At 62.6% G+C, this 17187-nt stretch carries 15 protein-coding genes and 1 pseudogene; 4 read left to right on the forward strand and 12 right to left on the reverse strand.

What is annotated here, in order from left to right; translation table 11 throughout:
* Positions 1–134: 134 nt before the first annotated feature.
* The 7 genes and pseudogenes from SFY93_RS04405 to ubiE form a co-directional block, all read right to left on the reverse strand.
* Positions 135–440: pseudogene (locus SFY93_RS04405) on the reverse strand (PilZ domain-containing protein); the annotation flags it as partial.
* A gap of 92 nt (positions 441–532) precedes the next feature.
* Positions 533–2056 carry a tRNA (adenosine(37)-N6)-threonylcarbamoyltransferase complex ATPase subunit type 1 TsaE gene (gene tsaE, locus SFY93_RS04410; RefSeq protein WP_320446179.1) on the reverse strand — a complete coding sequence of 508 codons (1524 nt, stop codon included), beginning with the start codon at positions 2054–2056 and terminating at the stop codon, positions 533–535.
* The gene (locus SFY93_RS04415; RefSeq protein WP_320446180.1) at positions 2053–4575 is read right to left on the reverse strand and encodes a sensor histidine kinase; all 2523 of its coding nucleotides are present in this window, start codon (positions 4573–4575) and stop codon (positions 2053–2055) included. The genes tsaE and SFY93_RS04415 overlap by 4 nt, the downstream gene beginning before the upstream one ends.
* A 173-nt stretch (positions 4576–4748) precedes the next feature.
* A complete protein-coding gene (dut, locus tag SFY93_RS04420; RefSeq protein WP_120287740.1) occupies positions 4749–5213 on the reverse strand; it encodes a dUTP diphosphatase in 465 nt (154 codons plus the stop codon).
* Complete coding sequence (coaBC, locus tag SFY93_RS04425; RefSeq protein ID WP_320446181.1) at positions 5210–6670, reverse strand: bifunctional phosphopantothenoylcysteine decarboxylase/phosphopantothenate--cysteine ligase CoaBC; 1461 nt, start codon at positions 6668–6670, stop codon at positions 5210–5212. The genes dut and coaBC overlap by 4 nt, the downstream gene beginning before the upstream one ends.
* Before the next feature lie 60 nt (positions 6671–6730).
* Entirely contained in the window at positions 6731–8299 is a 1569-nt protein-coding gene (ubiB, locus tag SFY93_RS04430) for a 2-polyprenylphenol 6-hydroxylase (protein WP_320446182.1), read from the reverse strand.
* Positions 8296–9057: a bifunctional demethylmenaquinone methyltransferase/2-methoxy-6-polyprenyl-1,4-benzoquinol methylase UbiE gene (gene ubiE, locus SFY93_RS04435; RefSeq protein ID WP_320447692.1), complete on the reverse strand. Its 762-nt coding sequence runs from the start codon at positions 9055–9057 to the stop codon at positions 8296–8298. Before ubiE ends, ubiB begins: the two co-directional genes overlap by 4 nt.
* Before the next feature lie 94 nt (positions 9058–9151).
* On the opposite strand from ubiE, the gene mutM reads away from it, so the two are divergent.
* Complete coding sequence (gene mutM, locus SFY93_RS04440; RefSeq protein WP_320446183.1) at positions 9152–10033, forward strand: bifunctional DNA-formamidopyrimidine glycosylase/DNA-(apurinic or apyrimidinic site) lyase; 882 nt, start codon at positions 9152–9154, stop codon at positions 10031–10033.
* 48 nt (positions 10034–10081) lie between these two features.
* Here mutM and rutA read toward each other — a convergent pair whose 3' ends face one another.
* The gene (rutA, locus tag SFY93_RS04445; protein WP_320446184.1) at positions 10082–11182 is read right to left on the reverse strand and encodes a pyrimidine utilization protein A; all 1101 of its coding nucleotides are present in this window, start codon (positions 11180–11182) and stop codon (positions 10082–10084) included.
* 182 nt (positions 11183–11364) lie between these two features.
* Between rutA and SFY93_RS04450 the strand changes: the two genes are divergently transcribed.
* Positions 11365–12162: a class I SAM-dependent methyltransferase gene (locus SFY93_RS04450; protein WP_320446185.1), complete on the forward strand. Its 798-nt coding sequence runs from the start codon at positions 11365–11367 to the stop codon at positions 12160–12162.
* A gap of 165 nt (positions 12163–12327) precedes the next feature.
* Entirely contained in the window at positions 12328–13005 is a 678-nt protein-coding gene (locus SFY93_RS04455; protein ID WP_089266426.1) for a PilZ domain-containing protein, read from the forward strand.
* 20 nt (positions 13006–13025) lie between these two features.
* On the opposite strand, the gene SFY93_RS04460 is transcribed toward SFY93_RS04455, so the two are convergent.
* Genes SFY93_RS04460 through SFY93_RS04470 form a run of 3 tightly spaced genes read right to left on the reverse strand, consistent with a single transcriptional unit; the run spans position 13026 to position 15091 of the window.
* Positions 13026–13415, reverse strand: coding sequence for a type II toxin-antitoxin system VapC family toxin (locus SFY93_RS04460; protein ID WP_120287747.1), 390 nt, complete (start codon positions 13413–13415; stop codon positions 13026–13028).
* A gap of 14 nt (positions 13416–13429) precedes the next feature.
* Positions 13430–13669, reverse strand: a complete 240-nt coding sequence (locus SFY93_RS04465) for an antitoxin (protein WP_175369421.1) — start codon at positions 13667–13669, stop codon at positions 13430–13432.
* Between the two features lie 60 nt (positions 13670–13729).
* Positions 13730–15091 (reverse strand): serine protease, encoded by a 1362-nt coding sequence (locus SFY93_RS04470; protein ID WP_320446186.1) that lies wholly within the window; start codon positions 15089–15091, stop codon positions 13730–13732.
* Between the two features lie 234 nt (positions 15092–15325).
* Here SFY93_RS04470 and SFY93_RS04475 point away from each other — a divergent pair, with 234 nt between their 5' ends.
* The gene (locus SFY93_RS04475; RefSeq protein WP_320446187.1) at positions 15326–16126 is read left to right on the forward strand and encodes a HesA/MoeB/ThiF family protein; all 801 of its coding nucleotides are present in this window, start codon (positions 15326–15328) and stop codon (positions 16124–16126) included.
* 58 nt (positions 16127–16184) lie between these two features.
* On the opposite strand, the gene SFY93_RS04480 is transcribed toward SFY93_RS04475, so the two are convergent.
* Positions 16185–17186 (reverse strand): aldo/keto reductase, encoded by a 1002-nt coding sequence (locus SFY93_RS04480; protein WP_320446188.1) that lies wholly within the window; start codon positions 17184–17186, stop codon positions 16185–16187.
* Position 17187: the final 1 nt, after the last annotated feature.

Genomic DNA, 17187 nt, shown 5'->3' on the forward strand with positions numbered 1-17187 from the left:
GGAATCGTTCTTGAATTTTTGAGCTGAAATGATGGTAGCACGGCGGCGTGTCGCATGCATGAACCTATCGAGCCATAATGGGCCGAGATGACGCGGATGCGACAATTACACCCGCCTGCACAGTCACGTTTCTGCTCCTGCGTCTCGGAACGTTTCGTCTTTTTCTTTTTGTCGTTGGGTTTGAGAAAATTCACACCAATCTGGTCGCCATTGACTCAGCCGAGTTCGCAGCGGCGATAGGCGAGACCTGTGGATGAGAGCAGAAGGAAGAATTCTTTCAGGTTCAGTCCTTCGACAGAACCATCGACGGTGAGTTTGGCGCCGGTTTCGGAAATGTCTTCCATGATGCAGGAGCGACGCCAGGTGCCATCGATACCCATCATGTGCGCAGGAAAGCCGCGCTCGAAAACGACCCGATCTCCCGCACGCCGTTCCGTCATGACACGTCCCTTGTCCAGTACGCCAAGCCCCGCGATTGCAGGGCTCGTGCACAGGATAAAACGTGCGCGACTAATAAGTGGTTAAGTAAGTGTTAGACTCGCGGCGCTGGTACATGCGCCGCATACCACTGCTGGAACGGCGCCAGCGTCGGATGCGCCAGCGAGCGGTTGAGATAGGTCCAGATCCGCGGCTGGTGCTTGAGATAATGCGGCTTGCCGTCGCGGCGATTGAGTCGCGCAAACGTCCCAAGCAATCGCGTATTCCGCTGAGCCGACATGATCGCATAGAGTTCGGCGAAAGCCGCAGCATCGAAGGTGGGATCTGCTGCGCGACGCGCCTTGATGTAGCGCGTCAGCATGGTCAGCTCGAGTTGTTCGGGCACGTCGATACGCGCGTCCTGCAGCAGCGAGACGAGATCATAGGCGGCGGGGCCGAGCACCGTGTCCTGAAAGTCGATCACGCCGACCTTCTTGATGCCCTCGCGATCGTCGAGCCAGATGATATTCGGCGAATGGAAATCGCGCAGCACCCAGGTCTTCGGCGCGGCCGCGGGCTTCGCCAGGAGTTCACGCCACATCGTGACAAATTCAGTGCGAGCGTCATCGGCAAGCGGTGCGTCGCGGTCTGGCAGATACCATTCCGGCATCAGACCGATCTCGACCAGCAATGCGTCCGTATCGAAAACGGGAATGGCGTAGTCGACATGCGGCAATAGCGGCAGCGTCTCCGGCAGCGTCTTGCTGTGCAGCACGGCCAGCATGTCGGTCGCGACCTGATAGCGTTCGGCGATAGGTGCCGGCGGATCGCCTTCGATCACGGACGCTGTGCCGAAATCCTCGGTGATGAGGAAACCCGCGTCGAGATCGGCGTGATGGATCGCCGGCGCGGAGATACCCTGCGCGCGTAGTCCGTTCGCAATGGCGACGAACGGCTTGACGTCCTCCGCCAGATGCACCGCCGCGCTATAGGATTTGCCGTCATAGACCGGCGCACCGTCCGGCCGCTTCGGCGCATTCATCAGGATGAAGACGTCATCACCGCGGATCAGCCGCGCATAGGAGCGCGTCGAGGCATCGCCGGCCATGCGCTGTCTGATAGCATCGAGATAGCGCGCCTCTTCGAGAAATTCACGCATTGCTTTCAGGCGCAGAACGGTCGATGCGGCCTTGCCGTGACCGGTGATCTCCGCGGCACGCGCCACGGAGCCCAGTGCCGGACGATGGCTGAGCGCAATATCGATACGATCCGGCGGCAGCGTACCATCGGCGCGCTCCGGCCATTCGATCAGCGCGACCACGTCGTCCGGCAACGGCGATAGGCCGATCTCCTCGAGTTCGCTGGCGTCGTTGATGCGATAGAGATCGGCATGAATGAGCGGAAACGGCGGAAGCTCGTAGCTCTGCGCCAGCGTGAAGGTCGGGCTCGGCACTTCGAGTTCGGGATCCCCGGCGAGGTAGCGGATCATCGCGCGCGCCGCCGCCGTCTTGCCGGCGCCGAGATCGCCCGAGAGCGTGATGACATCGCCGGGGCCGATCAGCAGAGCGAGATCGGCCATCAATTGCGCAGTGGCGTTCTCATTTGCGAGCGCCAGCGAAAATGTGGTCGGTTCGGTCATTCGGCGGCGTTGCGATGCGCGGTCTGGTCGATGGGGAAGTCGCAGGTGACGGTGGTGCCCTTGCCGACCGCGGAATCGACGCGGACCTTGCCGCCATGCAATTCGACGAAGGAGCGCACCAGCGACAGGCCGAGGCCGGCGCCGCGGTGGCGCGAGCCATTGGCATGGCTCTCGAACCAGTCGAATACCTTGTCCTTCACTTCGGGCGGAATGCCGGGGCCGCGATCGGTGACGGTGAAGGTGATGGTGTGTTCAGACCGCCGCGCGGTCAGCGTAACCGCCGAATTTTGCGGGGCGAAGCCGACGGCATTGGCGAGCAGATTGTACAACACCTGCACCACGCGGCTCTCGTCGCCGGTGAAGCTGCCAATCGCGGGATCGACTTCGATCTGCAGTGCGATGTGATCCTTTGCCAGACGATCCTGGATGCCTTCGGCTGCCGCGGAGATGGTCTTGCGGATATCGATCGGGCCGAGATTCAGTGTCATCGCGCCGGCGTCGATGGTGGCGAGATCCAGAATATTATTGATGATCGCCAGCAGCGCGCCGGTCGAGGTGGTGATGTAATCGAGATACTCGGCCTGCTTCGGCATTAGCGGGCCGGTGACGGGATCGCTGAGCAGATGCGCGAAGCCGATGATCGTGGTCAGCGGCGAACGCAGCTCGTAGGAGACGTGGTGGACGAAGTCGACCTTCATCTGGTCGGCGGTCTCCAGCGCCTCGTTGCGCTCGCGCAACGCGCGCTCGACATTCTCGGCATCGGAAATGTCCTGGAACGTCAGCATGGTCGCGCCGTCGGGCAGCGGCATGGTCATGCAGGCGAGGACGCTACCGTCCTTGCGCTCAAGCTTGAGCGGAACCGACTTGCGATTGTCGATACCGGTAATGGCGCTGCGGATTGTCTGCCATGTCGGAGTATCGTCGAACAGCGGCCGGCACCAGGTCTCGACCATTTCGATATGTGGACGCTGCTCCAGCGCTTCGTCCGACAGTTTCCACATCTTGGCGAAAGCCGGATTGAACAGTTGCGCGCGGCCGTTGCTGCCGAACACGGCTACGGCTTCGGCGAGATTGTCGAGCGTCTCGCGCTGAACGCGGATCAACCCGTCGAAGCGCCGTGCCAGTTCGAGGCTTTCGGTCACATCGTCGAACAGATAGGTAACGCCGCCTTCGGGATTGGGCGTGGTGACGATCGAGAGCGCACGGCCATCCGGCAGATACCAGACGTCCTTGGCTGCCTCGACAGCACGATAGGCCTCGTGCAGCTTGGACTTCCAGGTGCGGTAGTCGGACTGCTCCGGCAGTTTTCGCGCGGCCCTGAGACGATCCAGCACGCTTGAGTCGTCGGGATTGCTGTCGAGGAAGGTGCGGTCGAGATCCCACAGCCGGCGATAGGAGTCGTTGTAGAAGGCGAGGCGGCGCTGGCCGTCGAATACGGCGACGCCCGACGACAGCTGATCGAGCGTGCGGCGATGCGCCTCGGCCATCCGCACCAAGGCGGCTGATAGCGCGGCAGCTTCGCTGGCGTCGATCGCCATGCCGGCGCTGCCGCTGGCGACTCTGGCGGAGTGGACGTCGAAGATGCGGCGTTCACCCGAGATCACGATCGGCACGCGCGCGGCAAATGGCTGGTTGTCGTTCAGCGCACGCGCCAGACTGCTGCGGTCGTCGCTGTCCAGCAGTTCCAGATTGCGACCGACCGCATCGCCCGCATCAGTCGCTTCAGTCGCACGCGCATAGGCCGCATTGACGAAGCTCAATCGGCCATCGGCCTGCTTGGCCCAGATCGGCCATGGCGCGGCATTGGCGAAGCCGCGGAGAATCTCGGCTTCTTCCGCGAGTTCCTTGTGACGCAGCGAGACTTCGGCGAGCTCGCGGCGCAAACCGCTCAATTCGCGAATCCGGACAATGGCCTGGCCACCGATGGCGCGGCCCATCGCCTCGATGGCGCGGCCGCTTGAGGTCGTCAGATTCAGCACAAAGCCTTCGCCGGCATCGAGCAGTGCGTCGACGGCGTGATCCATCCGCAGCGCGGGTTCCGGCGGCAGCCATGTTCCGAACGCAAGAATGCGCTGCGGCTGATGCTGCTGCGAGTCCTGCGACATCATCAATGCGGTGTCGCCGGAGATATCGGGACGGGTTTCGCCCGCAGCCCAGGCGATCAGCACCTGCGGCTCGGTGAACAGCAAGGCGCGAAAGCGGTCGGACTCAACCTGCAGCGTATGCAGCTCGGCGCGCAGCTTCGCCTCGGTCTTGGCCGAACGAATACGATTGTGCATCAACAGGATGGCGGAAACGACGGAGAAGCCGAGCACCGCTGTGGCGGTCGTCAGCGCGGCGATTTCCTGGCGATCGAGATCGAGCAGATTGGCGAGCGTCTGGGTAATGAAGGGTGCGTCAGCGGCCGACGCCGAGGAGGTGGCCAGAAGTGCAGACGCACTGATGCCGACAAGCCCGTCGCGCACTATGGAAGTGCACGACAGCAAGGTCCGACGCATCGCCGCGATCACGCCTGACATCATTCGCCCCAAACCGCACGTCTTCCCGACCAGCCCCTCACCGATCGCGAATCGTTTGACAATATCCGCTTCGGGAGTCGCCGGGTAAGAGTCCAGACCGTGAACGCAGAGTCCCCGGTTAAAAAATGCAGGCGCGTTTGATTCAAATGCTGCGCGATGTGACGAAATACGCGCTAGCGGCCCGTGGATCCGAAGCCACCGCTGCCGCGTTCGGTCTCGCTGAGCGCCGCGACTACCACAAGTTCCGCATGCGTGACCGGCGCGATCACCATCTGGGCGATTCGCTCGCCGCGCTTGATCGTGAAATCCGCGGGGCCGTGATTGATCAGCAGCACGCCAATCTCGCCCCGGTAATCGGCGTCGATGGTGCCTGGTGAGTTCAGCACGGTGATGCCGTGCTTGGCGGCAAGGCCGGAGCGTGGGCGCACCTGCGCCTCATAGCCCGGCGGCAGCGCGATGGTCAGCGCGGTCGGCACCAGCGCATATTTGCCGCGGGCGAGAATCATCGGTTGGTCTTCGGGAACCGCGGCGAGCAGATCGAGGCCGGCAGCATGCGCGGTCTGATAGGCCGGTAGCGCGAGGCCAGCGCCATGCGGGAGCTGCTGGACGTCGACCTGAACGGGGATGGCAGCGCTCATGATTGGTCTTTCGTGGATTGCGTCCATTTATTTGATGTCGCCGCGTCGGCGATTCGCGCGACCAGGGTCGTCGCGACCTGTTCCTTGCTCATCGGCGCCCACGAATCAACGGCGATATCCGCGCTGTCCGTGCTGCGCGTCAGCAGATGCACGGTATTGTTGTCGCCGCCCATGATGCCGGTCGCGGGCGATACGTCATTGGCGACGATCCAGTCGCAGCCCTTGCGCGCGATCTTGGCTTTGGCGTTGTCGATCAGGTGTTCGGTCTCGGCGGCGAAACCGATCACGAGGGGTGGACGATGTTTGGGGAGTTTTGAGATCGTCGCGAGGATGTCCGGATTTTCCGTGAGCTGCAGCGGCGCCATCGCAGCACCGGCGGTCTTCTTCAGCTTCTGGGCGCCTTCATTGACGACGCGCCAGTCGGCAACGGCCGCCGCGAAGATCGCGATGTCCACTGGCAGTGCGGCTTGAACCGCGGCGAGCATGTCGCGCGCGGATTCGACATGCGTCATCGACACGCCCGGCACCTCGTCGAGATCGACCGGGCCCGAGACGAGCATGACCTCGGCGCCTGCTGCCCGTGCCGCGGCGGCAATCGCATAGCCCTGTTTGCCGGACGAGCGATTGGCGATGTAGCGCACGGGATCGATCGGCTCATAGGTCGGGCCTGCGGTGATCAGCAAGCGCTTGCCCGCCAGCGGTTGCGCGCGCGGCGGCCACAGGAAGGCGTGAGCCGCAATCGCTATCTCGGTCGGCTCGGCCATGCGACCGACACCGGCTTCGTTGCGTTCGGCCATCTCGCCGTGATTCGGCCCGATCATCCTGATGCCGTCGCGCTGCAACTGCGCGACATTGCGGCGCGTCGCGGCGTTATTCCACATCAGCGGATTCATCGCCGGCGCGATCAGGATCGGTTTGTCGGCCGCGAGTAGAATCGCAGAGGCCAGATCATCGGCAAGGCCATTGGCCATCTTCGCCATCAGGTCCGCGGTCGCCGGCGCGACGACGATCAGATCGCATTCGCGCGCAAGACGGATATGCCCGGCATCGAATTCGCTCTGCGGATCGAACAGGTCAGTATAGGCGCGCTCGTTGGACAGCGCGCTAGCGGCCAGCGGCGTGACGAATTGCTGCGCGGCGCGGGTCAGTACCACGCGGACATGGATCTGCCGCTCCTTCAGCCGGCGGATCAGATCGAGCGCTTTATAGGCCGCGATTCCGCCGCCGATGATCAGCGTGACGCGAAGCTGATCGCCGATGTATTTCAATGGCTTGGATAGGTTTTCCGGGTTTGGCGCGTCTTGCGGAAATCTTGCGTCAGCCTTGAGGCCGTCTTGCGACGCCTCACGCAAAATGACCCGCACCTCGTCCTCGACCGACCGTCCGTTGCGGGCAGCACGCAGTCGCAATTCGTCGCGAATGGCGTCGTCGAGCTTGCGGATCGTCAGGCTGGCCATGAGGCGTCTCGCGCTATTTTGACAGCAATGCTAGCACAAAGTGCCAGCATTGCAATCATTCTAGCGGATCGACAGCAGCAGCCCGAGGAACGACAGCGCGATCACCCAGACGCCCACGGTGCGCCAGCGGAGCTGCTTGGCCCGCGCCCGCGCGATGGCGGCGATGGTCGCGTCGTCGAGCCTGACGCCGTCGCGGGTCATGGTCTCCAACTGCTCGAGCACCGTCAGCGCCCGTGTTGCCAAGGCCGGCAGACTGCTGGCGACCTTGCCGAGTTCGCCGGCGCCGGCGAGCGCACCCTGGATTTTGCCCAATGGGCCGAGATTGCGCTCGATCCATTCGCGGACAACGGGATCGGCGACCTTCCAGATGTCGAGCTTGGGATCGAAGCTTCGTGCGACACCTTCGACCACGACCATGGTCTTCTGCAGCAGGATCAATTCTGGCCGCGTGCGCATATCAAAGAGGCCGGTGACCTCAAGCAGCAGCGTCAGCAGCTTGGCCATCGAGATTTCTTCGGCCGTGCGATTGTGAATCGGCTCGCCGATGGCACGGATCGCCTGCGCGAAATTTTCGACTGAATGGTGACCGGGCACATAGCCGGCCTCGAAGTGGACTTCGGCGACGCGGCGATAGTTGCGGGTGATGAAGCCCAGCAGAATCTCCGCGAGGAAGCGGCGCTCCTTCAGACCGAGCCGGCCCATGATGCCGAAGTCGACGGCGACGAGGCGGCCGTCAGGATCGAGGAACAGATTGCCCGGATGCATATCGGCATGGAAGAAGCCGTCACGCAGCGCGTGGCGCAGGAAGCTCTGGATCACCTTGCGGCCAAGGTCCGGCAGATCGACGTTGGATTCTTCCAGGCCCTTGTGATCGTTCAGTGCGATACCGTCGATCCACTCCATCGTCAGCACATTGTGCGAGGTACGATCCCAGTCCACCTCCGGCACGCGGAAATCCGAATCGTTGCGGGTGTTCTCCGCCATCTCGGAGAGTGCTGCGGCTTCGAGCCGAAGATCCATCTCCATCGCCACCGAGCGCGACATGGTGGTGATGATCTCGATCAGGCGAAGGCGCCGCGCTTCGGAAAAATGCTCTTCGGCCTTGTGGGCGACGTAAGCGAAATCGCCGAGGTCGCGGCGGAATTGCGCGGCGACATTCGGGCGCAGCACTTTCACGGCGTAGACCTTGCGGACACCATCCTTGTCGATCTCGGCGCGATGCACCTGTGCGATCGAGGCCGCGGCGACCGGCGGACTGAAGCTCGCATAGAGCTGCGCCACAGGGCGTTCCAGCGAAGCGGCGACGACACCTTCGGCTTCGGTCAGGGAGAACGGCGGAAGCCGGTCCTGCAGGCTTTCGAGATCGCGCGCCATGGCGACGCCGACCACGTCGGGTCGTGTCGCGAGAAACTGGCCGAGCTTGAGATAGGCAGGTCCCAGCCGGGTCAGCGCGCGCGACAGCCGCGCGCCCGATTTCGCGCCGGGCCGCTCAATGAGCCGCGCCATGCGTAGCGCGAGCTGTCCCGGCGGCGGCACCAGCGAGGGATCGACGACGCCGAACACGCCTTCGCGCGCAAACACGAAGCCGGCGCGGGCCAGCCGCGCCATATGATTGAGTGCCGAGATCACAAACGCCAGCCCGAATGCAGCGCGACGATGCCGCCCGAGAGGAGTTCGTACTTCACGCGGGAGAAGCCGGCCTCGCGGATCATGTCGGCGAAAATTGGCGGCTTCGGAAACTTGCGGATCGATTCGACGAGATACTGATAGGATTCGGAATCGCCGGTGACGGCCTTGCCGAGCGGCGGGATGACCTTGAACGAAAACAGGTCATAGATCTTGTCGAGGCCCGGCACATCGACGGTCGAGAATTCGAGACAGAGAAAACGGCTGCCCGGCTTCAGCACGCGATAGGCTTCAGCGAGCGCGCGGTCGATGCGCGGCACGTTGCGGATGCCGAAGGCGATCGTATAGGCGTCATAGCTCTTGTCGGCGAATGGTAACTCTTCTGCATTGCCCTCGACGAAGGAGACCTGATGTTCGAGATGGTGGATAATGGCGCGCTCGCGGCCGACATCGAGCATGCCGGTGTTGATGTCGCAGACCGTCGCCGAGAAGCCGAGGCCCGACGCCTTGGCAGCGCGGAAGGAAATGTCGCCGGTGCCGCCGGCAACGTCCAGCAGGGCGAAAGGCGCGTCCGAGCGCGGCGGGTTGAGCGCGTTGATCATCACGTCCTTCCAGACGCGATGCATGCCGCCGGACATCAGATCGTTCATCAGGTCGTAGCGCCGTGCCACGCTGTGGAACACATCGTTCACCAGCGTCTGCTTGTCGCCTACGGGGACGTCCCTGAAGCCGAAATGGGTGGTTTCGCCCGGCTGATCCATCGTTTTCATCTCAAAAGCCTCATCGCGGCGGACCATAGCGCGCCTGCGGCAATGGGGCTATCACGTCAGCCTCTCAAGGTGAATGACGTGAATCATGCCTGAATTACCCGAAGTCGAGACCGTCCGCCGGGGCCTGCAGCCGGCCATGGAGGGGTCGAAGATCACCCGTCTGGATCTCAGGCGAAAAGACCTGCGTTTTCCGTTTCAGCCGGATTTTGCCGGCAGGTTGCAGGGCCGGGTAATCACTAGCCTTGGCCGCCGCGCCAAATATCTGCTGGCGGATCTGGATTCCGGCGACGTACTACTGATGCATTTGGGCATGTCAGGCTCTTTCCGGGTGGTCTCCGATGAAAATAACGTGATGCCCGGTGCCTTCCATCATCCGCGCAGCGACGAGCGGGCACACGATCACGTCGTCTTCCATATGTCGTCGGGCCTGTCAGTGATCTACAACGATCCCCGCCGTTTCGGCTTCATGAAGATCTTTGCGCGCAGCGAGATCGAGAACGAGCCGTTCCTGAAGGACATCGGCCCCGAGCCGCTGGGCAACGCCTTCGATGCGGCGATGCTGGCCGGCGCCACCGCAGGCAAGAAGACCAGCCTCAAGGCCGCGCTGCTCGATCAGCGCGTCGTCGCGGGCCTCGGCAACATCTATGTCTGCGAAGCGCTGTTTCGCTCGCATTTGTCGCCACGGCGGCTGGCCGCGACACTGGCGACCAAGAAGGGCGAGCCGACCGATCATTCCAGACGGCTGGTCACGGCAATCCACGAGGTGCTGAACCAAGCCATCAAGGCCGGCGGCTCGTCGCTGCGCGATCACCGCCAGACCGATGGCGAGCTCGGTTACTTCCAGCACTCGTTTCAGGTCTATGACCGCGAAGGCGAGCCGTGCCAGACCGATGGGTGTTCGGGCATCGTGAAACGCTTCGTGCAGAACGGGCGGTCGACCTTCTGGTGCCCGAAGTGTCAGAGGTGACGCCGCGTCGGGCGGCCTTGCCGGCACGTCGTCGTTGAATATCGATCCTCACATGTCTTTCAATGCGGCAGCAGCGGCCTCTGCCACCCCCGCACGCGACATCATCAGCGGCTGAATGCGCTGTCCGAAGTCTTCGACGCCCTGGACGAAATCGTCGAAGGTGAGCAACACGCCTTCGGTGCCCGGCACCGTGGCGACGTCGTCGAGCATGCGGGCGACATTTGCGAAAGAGCCGACGAATGTTCCCATGTTGATGTTGACCGCTGATGTGGGGTCCGCCATCTGGCGGATGTTGGTGTCCTTGCCGGACTTGGTGTCGACGGCACCCTGTACGCCCAGCCAGGAGACCGCTTCGTGATCCACGCCGGCTTTGTAATGCTCCCACTTTGCGAACGCGGCTTCATCGGTCTCGGCCGCGATCACCATGAACAGCACATAGGTCGTCACGTGCCGGCCGGTGTCATGCGTGGCCTCGATCAGCCGTTCGGCGGCGGGCGCAAAATCGGTCGGGGTGTTGATGCCCTTGCCGAAGCAGAAATTGTAGTCGGCGTATTTTGCGGAGAAGGCCATTCCGGCGCCGCTCTGGCCGGCGCAAATGATCTTCATATCGGCTTGCGGTCGCGGGCTGACGCGGCAGTCCTCCATCTGGAAGAATTCGCCTTTACGATCCGAGGCGCCGGTCTGCCAAAGCTCGCGGAGGATCTCGACATATTCCGACAGATATTCGTAACGGCGTGCGAAATATTCATCGCCCGGCCAAAGCCCCATCTGCGAATATTCGGGACGTTGCCAGCCGGTGATGAGATTGAGGCCGAAGCGGCCATGTGAAATCGAATCGATGGTCACAGCCATGCGCGCGGCAATCGCGGGAGGCATCACGAGCGTCGCCGCCGTCGCGAACAGTTTTATTCGCTTGGTCACTGCGGCCAACCCGGCCATCAAGGTGAAGGATTCCAGATTGTGATCCCAGAATTCGGTTTTCCCGCCGAAGCCACGCAATTTTATCATCGAGAGCACAAAATCGAGGCCGTAATGTTCGGCCTTTAGCGTCACCTCCTTGTTGAGGTCGAAAGTCGGCATGTATTGCGGGGCATTTTCAGAGAGCAACCAGCCATTGTTCCCGATTGGAATGAATACGCCGACCTTCATCGCGCTCTCCTCTGTAACAGGGTGACGCCTCGGGACGTCGCGAACTGTTCTGCTTGCGATAAACCAAGCAACAACTGTGCCGATGCGTGCGCATCGCGCCGATCCCACCGTGAAGGCAACGTGGTTGCGCGCCCGGCATTTCCGGCCATGATCTGCCGCCAACACCGTATTGAGGACTCCCCATGACCGACGCATCGTCTCCCTCCATCCGCTTCAATGACGGCGCGTCCTATGAGCGGATGATGGGCGTCTGGAGTCGCAGCGCCGGCGAGGTCTTTCTGGATTGGGTGGCGCCAAAGCCGGGTCTTGCCTGGGTCGATGTCGGCTGCGGCAACGGCGCCTTCACGCAGCTGATCGCCGAGCGTCATGCGCCGTCGGTGATCGACGGCATCGATCCCTCGGAGCCGCAGCTTGCCTATGCGCGGACACGGCCGGGCGCCGCGATGGCGGCGTTTCATCTGGGCGACGCGATGGCGCTGCCGTTTTCCGACAAGTCCTTCGATGTCGCCGTGATGGCGCTGGTGATCTTCTTCGTGCCGGAGCCGTCGAAGGGCGTTGCGGAGATGGTGCGTGTCGTGTCACCCGGCGGCACGGTGGCCGCCTATGCGTGGGATATGGATGGCGGCGGCTTCCCGCTGCAGCCGATCCTTGGTGAATTGCTGAAAATGGGCCAGATGCCGTCGCTTCCGCCGAGCGTGGATGCATCGCGCCTCGACGTGATGCAGTCGCTGTGGACCTCCGCCGGCCTGGTGGACGTCGAAACCCGCGTGATCGATGTCACCCGTGCCTTCACCGATTTCGACGACTTCTGGTCGGCCTCGTCCGCAGGGCCATCGGTGAAGGCAGCTCTGACGGTAATGACGCCGGAGGAGATTGTGCAGCTCAAATCGCGCGTCCGGACGGGACTTTCGGAGGATGCAACCGGCCGTATCACCTGCAGTGCCCGCGCCAATGCCATCAAGGGGCGGGTGCCCGGCTGAGGCAGAGAAGCCTCTGGCCTCCATAACGCCAATCGCCGGGATTTTGCCGGTAATATTTCCTCAACTTGAAGGGGTATATAAGTAACGCAATAACCAAGGCGGGCGCAAATGCTGGCGTGGTTGGGTTTTCTATGGTGGTGGAAATGTACCGTAGAGGATGAACCTGTGTCCGTCGAAAAATTCCTCAAGCAGCGGGCCGTCAACGTCGTTGTCAGCGGGCAATATACGCTGTCGAATTGGCTGGATTCCGCAGGCAATCCGCGCAGCTTTGCCTGCCGGACCAGCCGCGTCTCGCCGTTCCGGATGATTGTCGATGTGCCGGTGGTGGGTCGTATCGGCGATCGCATCACGCCTTATTTCGGCGACTTCGGTCAGCTCGAAGGCCGCATCAGTGACACCATCTCCGGCAGCTTCCTGCTCGAACTCAACATGACGCCGCCGATGCGGCAGAAGCTGTCAGACAAGTTGACCTGGCTGGAGAAATTCCAGAAGGACCCTACGGTACGCGAGGAGCGCAAGCAGGCCCGCCTCATTCCCGCGAGCCCGCATTCCATGCTGACCTTCGCCGACGGCAGTATGAAGAACTGCTTCGTCATCGACATGTCCGTGTCCGGCGCCGCGATCTCGGCCGACGTGCAGCCGGAGGTCGGCACGCCGCTCGCCGTCGGCGCCTGCGTCGGCCGCGTGGTGCGCCATCTCCAGGGCGGTTTCGCAGTGAAATTCGTCGAGCAGCAGAACCGCGAACAGCTCGAACGCCGGATCATCCGCGCGCCCGCAGCGCCGCCGCCGCGCGCGACGCCGTTCGCGGCGCAGATGGATTCGATGTACGAGGAAGTGGACTAGAGCATCGGACAGGCGGTTGCCTATGACAGCCAGTTCTCGACTTTCAGACCGCTCACCCGTTTGAATTCTTTCGCATTCGCAGTCACCAGCGTGGCATCGACGGCGCAAGCGTGAGCCGCGATCAGCAGGTCATTCGGGCCGATGGGGACGCCCTTCTTTTCAAGGTCGTGGCGAATGCGGGCGTATTCGGTGTCGGCCGGACTTTCCAGCGGCAGGATATCGAGCTCATTCAGCACCTGCTCTACGAGCTGCGTGAGCCGCGGTGAATTACGTTTGGCGCATCCGAACCGCAATTCGGCGGACGTAATGATGCTGACGCAAAATCCCTCGGCGCCGAGTTTACGAATTCTCTTGGCTACACGACCCGCTGGATTTCGGATCAGATCCGAGACGACGTTTGTATCAAGCATGTAGCGTGGTGTGCTCACAGCTTGATGTCCCGTAGCGGGCGCAGGCCTGCATCGACGTCCGGAAATTCTTCTGTGAATGGCTCCATCGTATCAAGCAATGCCAGCAGGCCGCGCTTGCGTACGGGCTCGATTACGAGCCTGTCGCCGTCGCGGTGCATGACAGCTTCGTCGCCCGGTAACTCGAATTCAACGGGAATGCGGACCGCCTGATTGCGACCGTTACGAAACAGCCTGACGTGACGGGAGTCGGTCATCGGCACCTCCGTGGCATATGCTTAAGCATAGGCCAAAAGAGAGCTAATTTCCAGCGAAAACTACTTCCGCACGCAGATCACGCGCACCATCGCGGCCTTGGCATCGGTCGAGCTGCTGTTCGCGCTCACGCCATTCGCTTTCACGAAATTCAGCACGAGTTCCGCGGGCACCAGAGCCGCCTGTGGCGCTGCATTCGGCGGGCCGGCAACGAGCAGTGGCTTCAACTGCGCGAGGCCCGCAAATTTGCCGTCGCTGTCGATGGCGGCTGCGCCGGAAAAACCGAACCCCGGTGCGGGTGAGAGGGCCAGTTCGCTGCCGGTGCCGACCGGCGTGGTGGACGCCTTCACGCTGGTGACGGCTGCGCCGCCGCCCTGGTTTTGCGGATCGGCGATCCCTACGAGATCGAGATTGGGCTTCGCTGCGCCAGCGCCAAGCGACAGCGGCTTCAGCTCGCGCGCGCCATAGATGCGCAGCAATGCGAGATCGCGCACTTTATCTTCGGCGACTTTGTCGGCATTGCCGTAACCAGCGACGACAATGGATATGCAGCCATCGACGGCCTGGCGATCGGTGACGATGGCGCCGTCATCGCTCACCACGATGCCGCTGGCATATTCGACCTTCTTGCGCGGCGGCGGACCCATCGCCTGCGCCCCTGGGGGGAATGCGTTGAAGGCAGACGACATCGCGATCACCACCGGCTCCATGGTGCCTTCGGTGGCCTGATCGTAGAAGATCGAGAGGATGCGGACCTCGGAGTCCTTGAACTGGCCGCGGATGTAGAACTTCTTCTGGTTCTGCAGGCCGGACAGCACGAAGAAATCTGGCTTCACCACCTGATAGTCGATTTTGCGGCCGGGCTCCTTGCGCTCGGCCTCGGCGAGTTTCGCGGTGGAGGGCGCGTCCTCCTTGCGGCGCGCCAGCGTGATCTGGACCGTGCCGGTGGAGGACGACCATTTGCTGCCGTTCGCGTCGGAGGCCTGCTGCGGCACCAGCTTGCCGGGAATGCCAAGCCGTGCGCCGGTCACCATGTCGGTCACCATTTTCCAGCCGACATTGTCCTGAAGTTTCTTCGCTGCGGCGCGCAGCAGATCGCGCTCCTGCGGGTTCAGGACGCCCGTTTGCTTGGCGCCGTTGTCCTTCTGGAACGTCTTGATCGCATTGACCATGCGATCCGAGACCTCGCCGGTGATGGCGCCGTTATACTGCCCGGTCCACGCCAGATCCGATTGAATGCCGAGCCGCTCGGCCTGCGCCATGGCATTGGCGGTGTCGGCAGGTGTCTGCAGCGCCGGGCGGATCGGTGTGGTGGTGACGGGTTTGGGTTTGACGCCCTGCACCGCGGGAGGCGTCGCCTGCACCTGTGCGTGAGCCGCAGAGGCCGTCACGATCATCAATGTTGCTGAAAGCATCGATCTCATGACATGTCCGGTCTTGAAGCTGGTGATTGATTTCGGTGGAATTAAGCACATCTCGTGGGTCGGTGACAGCGCGGGAAGGGTTCACGACAATGCGGGACCTGATCTGTGGCTTCATCCTGAGGAGGCGCTTCTTCAGCGCCGTCTCGAAGGATGAGCTGTTCATCTCATGGTTCGAGACGCGCGCAAGAAGCGCGCTCCTCACCATGAGGGTCGGAGTTTGGAGCGACTATTGCGATGCTGAATGCCGATGAACTCGAGCGCTATGCGCGCCATATCGTGTTGCGCGAGGTCGGCGGTCCCGGCCAGACCGCGCTGCAGGGCGCGAAAGTGCTTGTGATCGGCGCCGGCGGGCTTGGCGCACCGGCGCTGATGTATCTGGCGGCCGCGGGCATCGGCACGCTCGGTGTGGTCGACGACGACACGGTATCACTGTCGAATTTGCAGCGGCAGGTCATTCACGCAACGCCGGATATCGGCGCATTGAAGACCGAAAGCGCCGCAGCAAAAATCCATGCGCTCAATCCGCATGTCAGATTTATCGGCCATGCCGTCAGGCTCAATGCGGCCAATGCGATGGCGCTGTTGTCGGGCTACGACATCGTGCTCGATGGTTCCGACAATTTCACCACGCGCTATCTGCTGTCGGATGCCTGCTATCTCGCGAAGAAACCTCTGATCTCCGCTGCGCTCGGCACTTTCGATGCGTCGCTGACCACGATTCGTGCCCATGAGGCGAACGCGTCGGGCGCATTGAATCCGACCTATCGCTGTCTGTTTCCCGAAGCGCCGCCGCCGGGCACGGTGCCGAGCTGCCAGGAAGCCGGCGTCATGGGCGCGCTGGCCGGTATGGTTGGCTCGATGATGGCGCTGGAAGCGATCCGCGAGATCGTGGGCTTTGGTGAAGGGCTGGTCGGGCGTCTCCTGATGATCGACGCCCGCAACATGCGCTTCGAGACGCTGCGTTACGGGCGCGATCCGGCGAATCCGCTGAACGGGGATGCGCCGAGCATCAGGGATTTGAGTGCATATTTGTGAGGCGCTTTCTTAATCCCTCCCCGCAAGGGGGGGAGGGATGCCATTAGCCTGTGTCGTCTCACGCCCGTTTCTTTTCACTGTCCATATGCGCGAGATGCTCGTCAGGATAACGGCCGCCGGCTGCCGCATCGGCCGGGATCGCCTCCGCCAGCGCCCTGAGATGCGCGGGCGTGAGTTTCACCTCCAGCGATCCCAGCGCTTCAGTGAGCCGATCCCGTCGGCGGGCACCGACCACGGGCAGGATATCCTGGCCCTGTGCGGCGACCCAGGCGATGGCGACCTGTGCGACCGAAGCGCCGATGTCGTCGGCGACAGCGCGGATTTTGTCGACCAGCGCCAGATTCCGATCGATATTAGCAGCGCTGAAGCGTGGGCTGTGGCTGCGATAGTCCCTCGCGTTCATGCCGTTCTTGGTGAAGTGGCCGCCGATCAGGCCGCGCGACAGCACACCGTAAGCCGTGATGCCGATGCCGAGCTCGCGGCAGGTCGGCAGGATGTCATCCTCGATACCGCGCGAGATCAGCGAATATTCGATCTGCAGGTCGGTGATCGGATGCACCTTGTGGGCACGGCGGATGGTCTCGGAGCCGACTTCGGACAGGCCGATATGTTTGACATAGCCGGCCTTGATCAGGTCGGCGATGGCGCCGACGGTGTCCTCGATGGGTACATTGGGGTCGAGCCGCGCGGGGCGGTAGATGTCGATGACCTCGACGCCGAGCCGCACCAGCGAATAGGCCACGAAATTCTTGATCGCTATCGGGCGGTTGTCGAAGCCCATGAAGGCACCGGCGGGATCGCGCATACCGCCGAATTTGACCGAAAGCTGCAGGTTATCGTGGTCGCGGCCGCGCAGGGCTTCGGCGATCAGGAGTTCGTTGTGGCCCATGGCGTAGAAGTCGCCGGTGTCGATCAGGGTGACGCCGGCCTCCAGCGCGGCGTGGATGGTGGCAATGCTTTCGCCTCGGTCGGCCGGGCCGTAGACATCCGACATGCCCATGCAGCCGAGGCCGAGCGCGCCCACTGTGGGGCCAGTCTTTCCGAGTTGAAGGTGGTTCACT

Source organism: Tardiphaga sp. 42S5, from assembly GCF_034044155.1.
GTDB classification, from domain to species: Bacteria; Pseudomonadota; Alphaproteobacteria; order Rhizobiales; family Xanthobacteraceae; genus Tardiphaga; species Tardiphaga robiniae.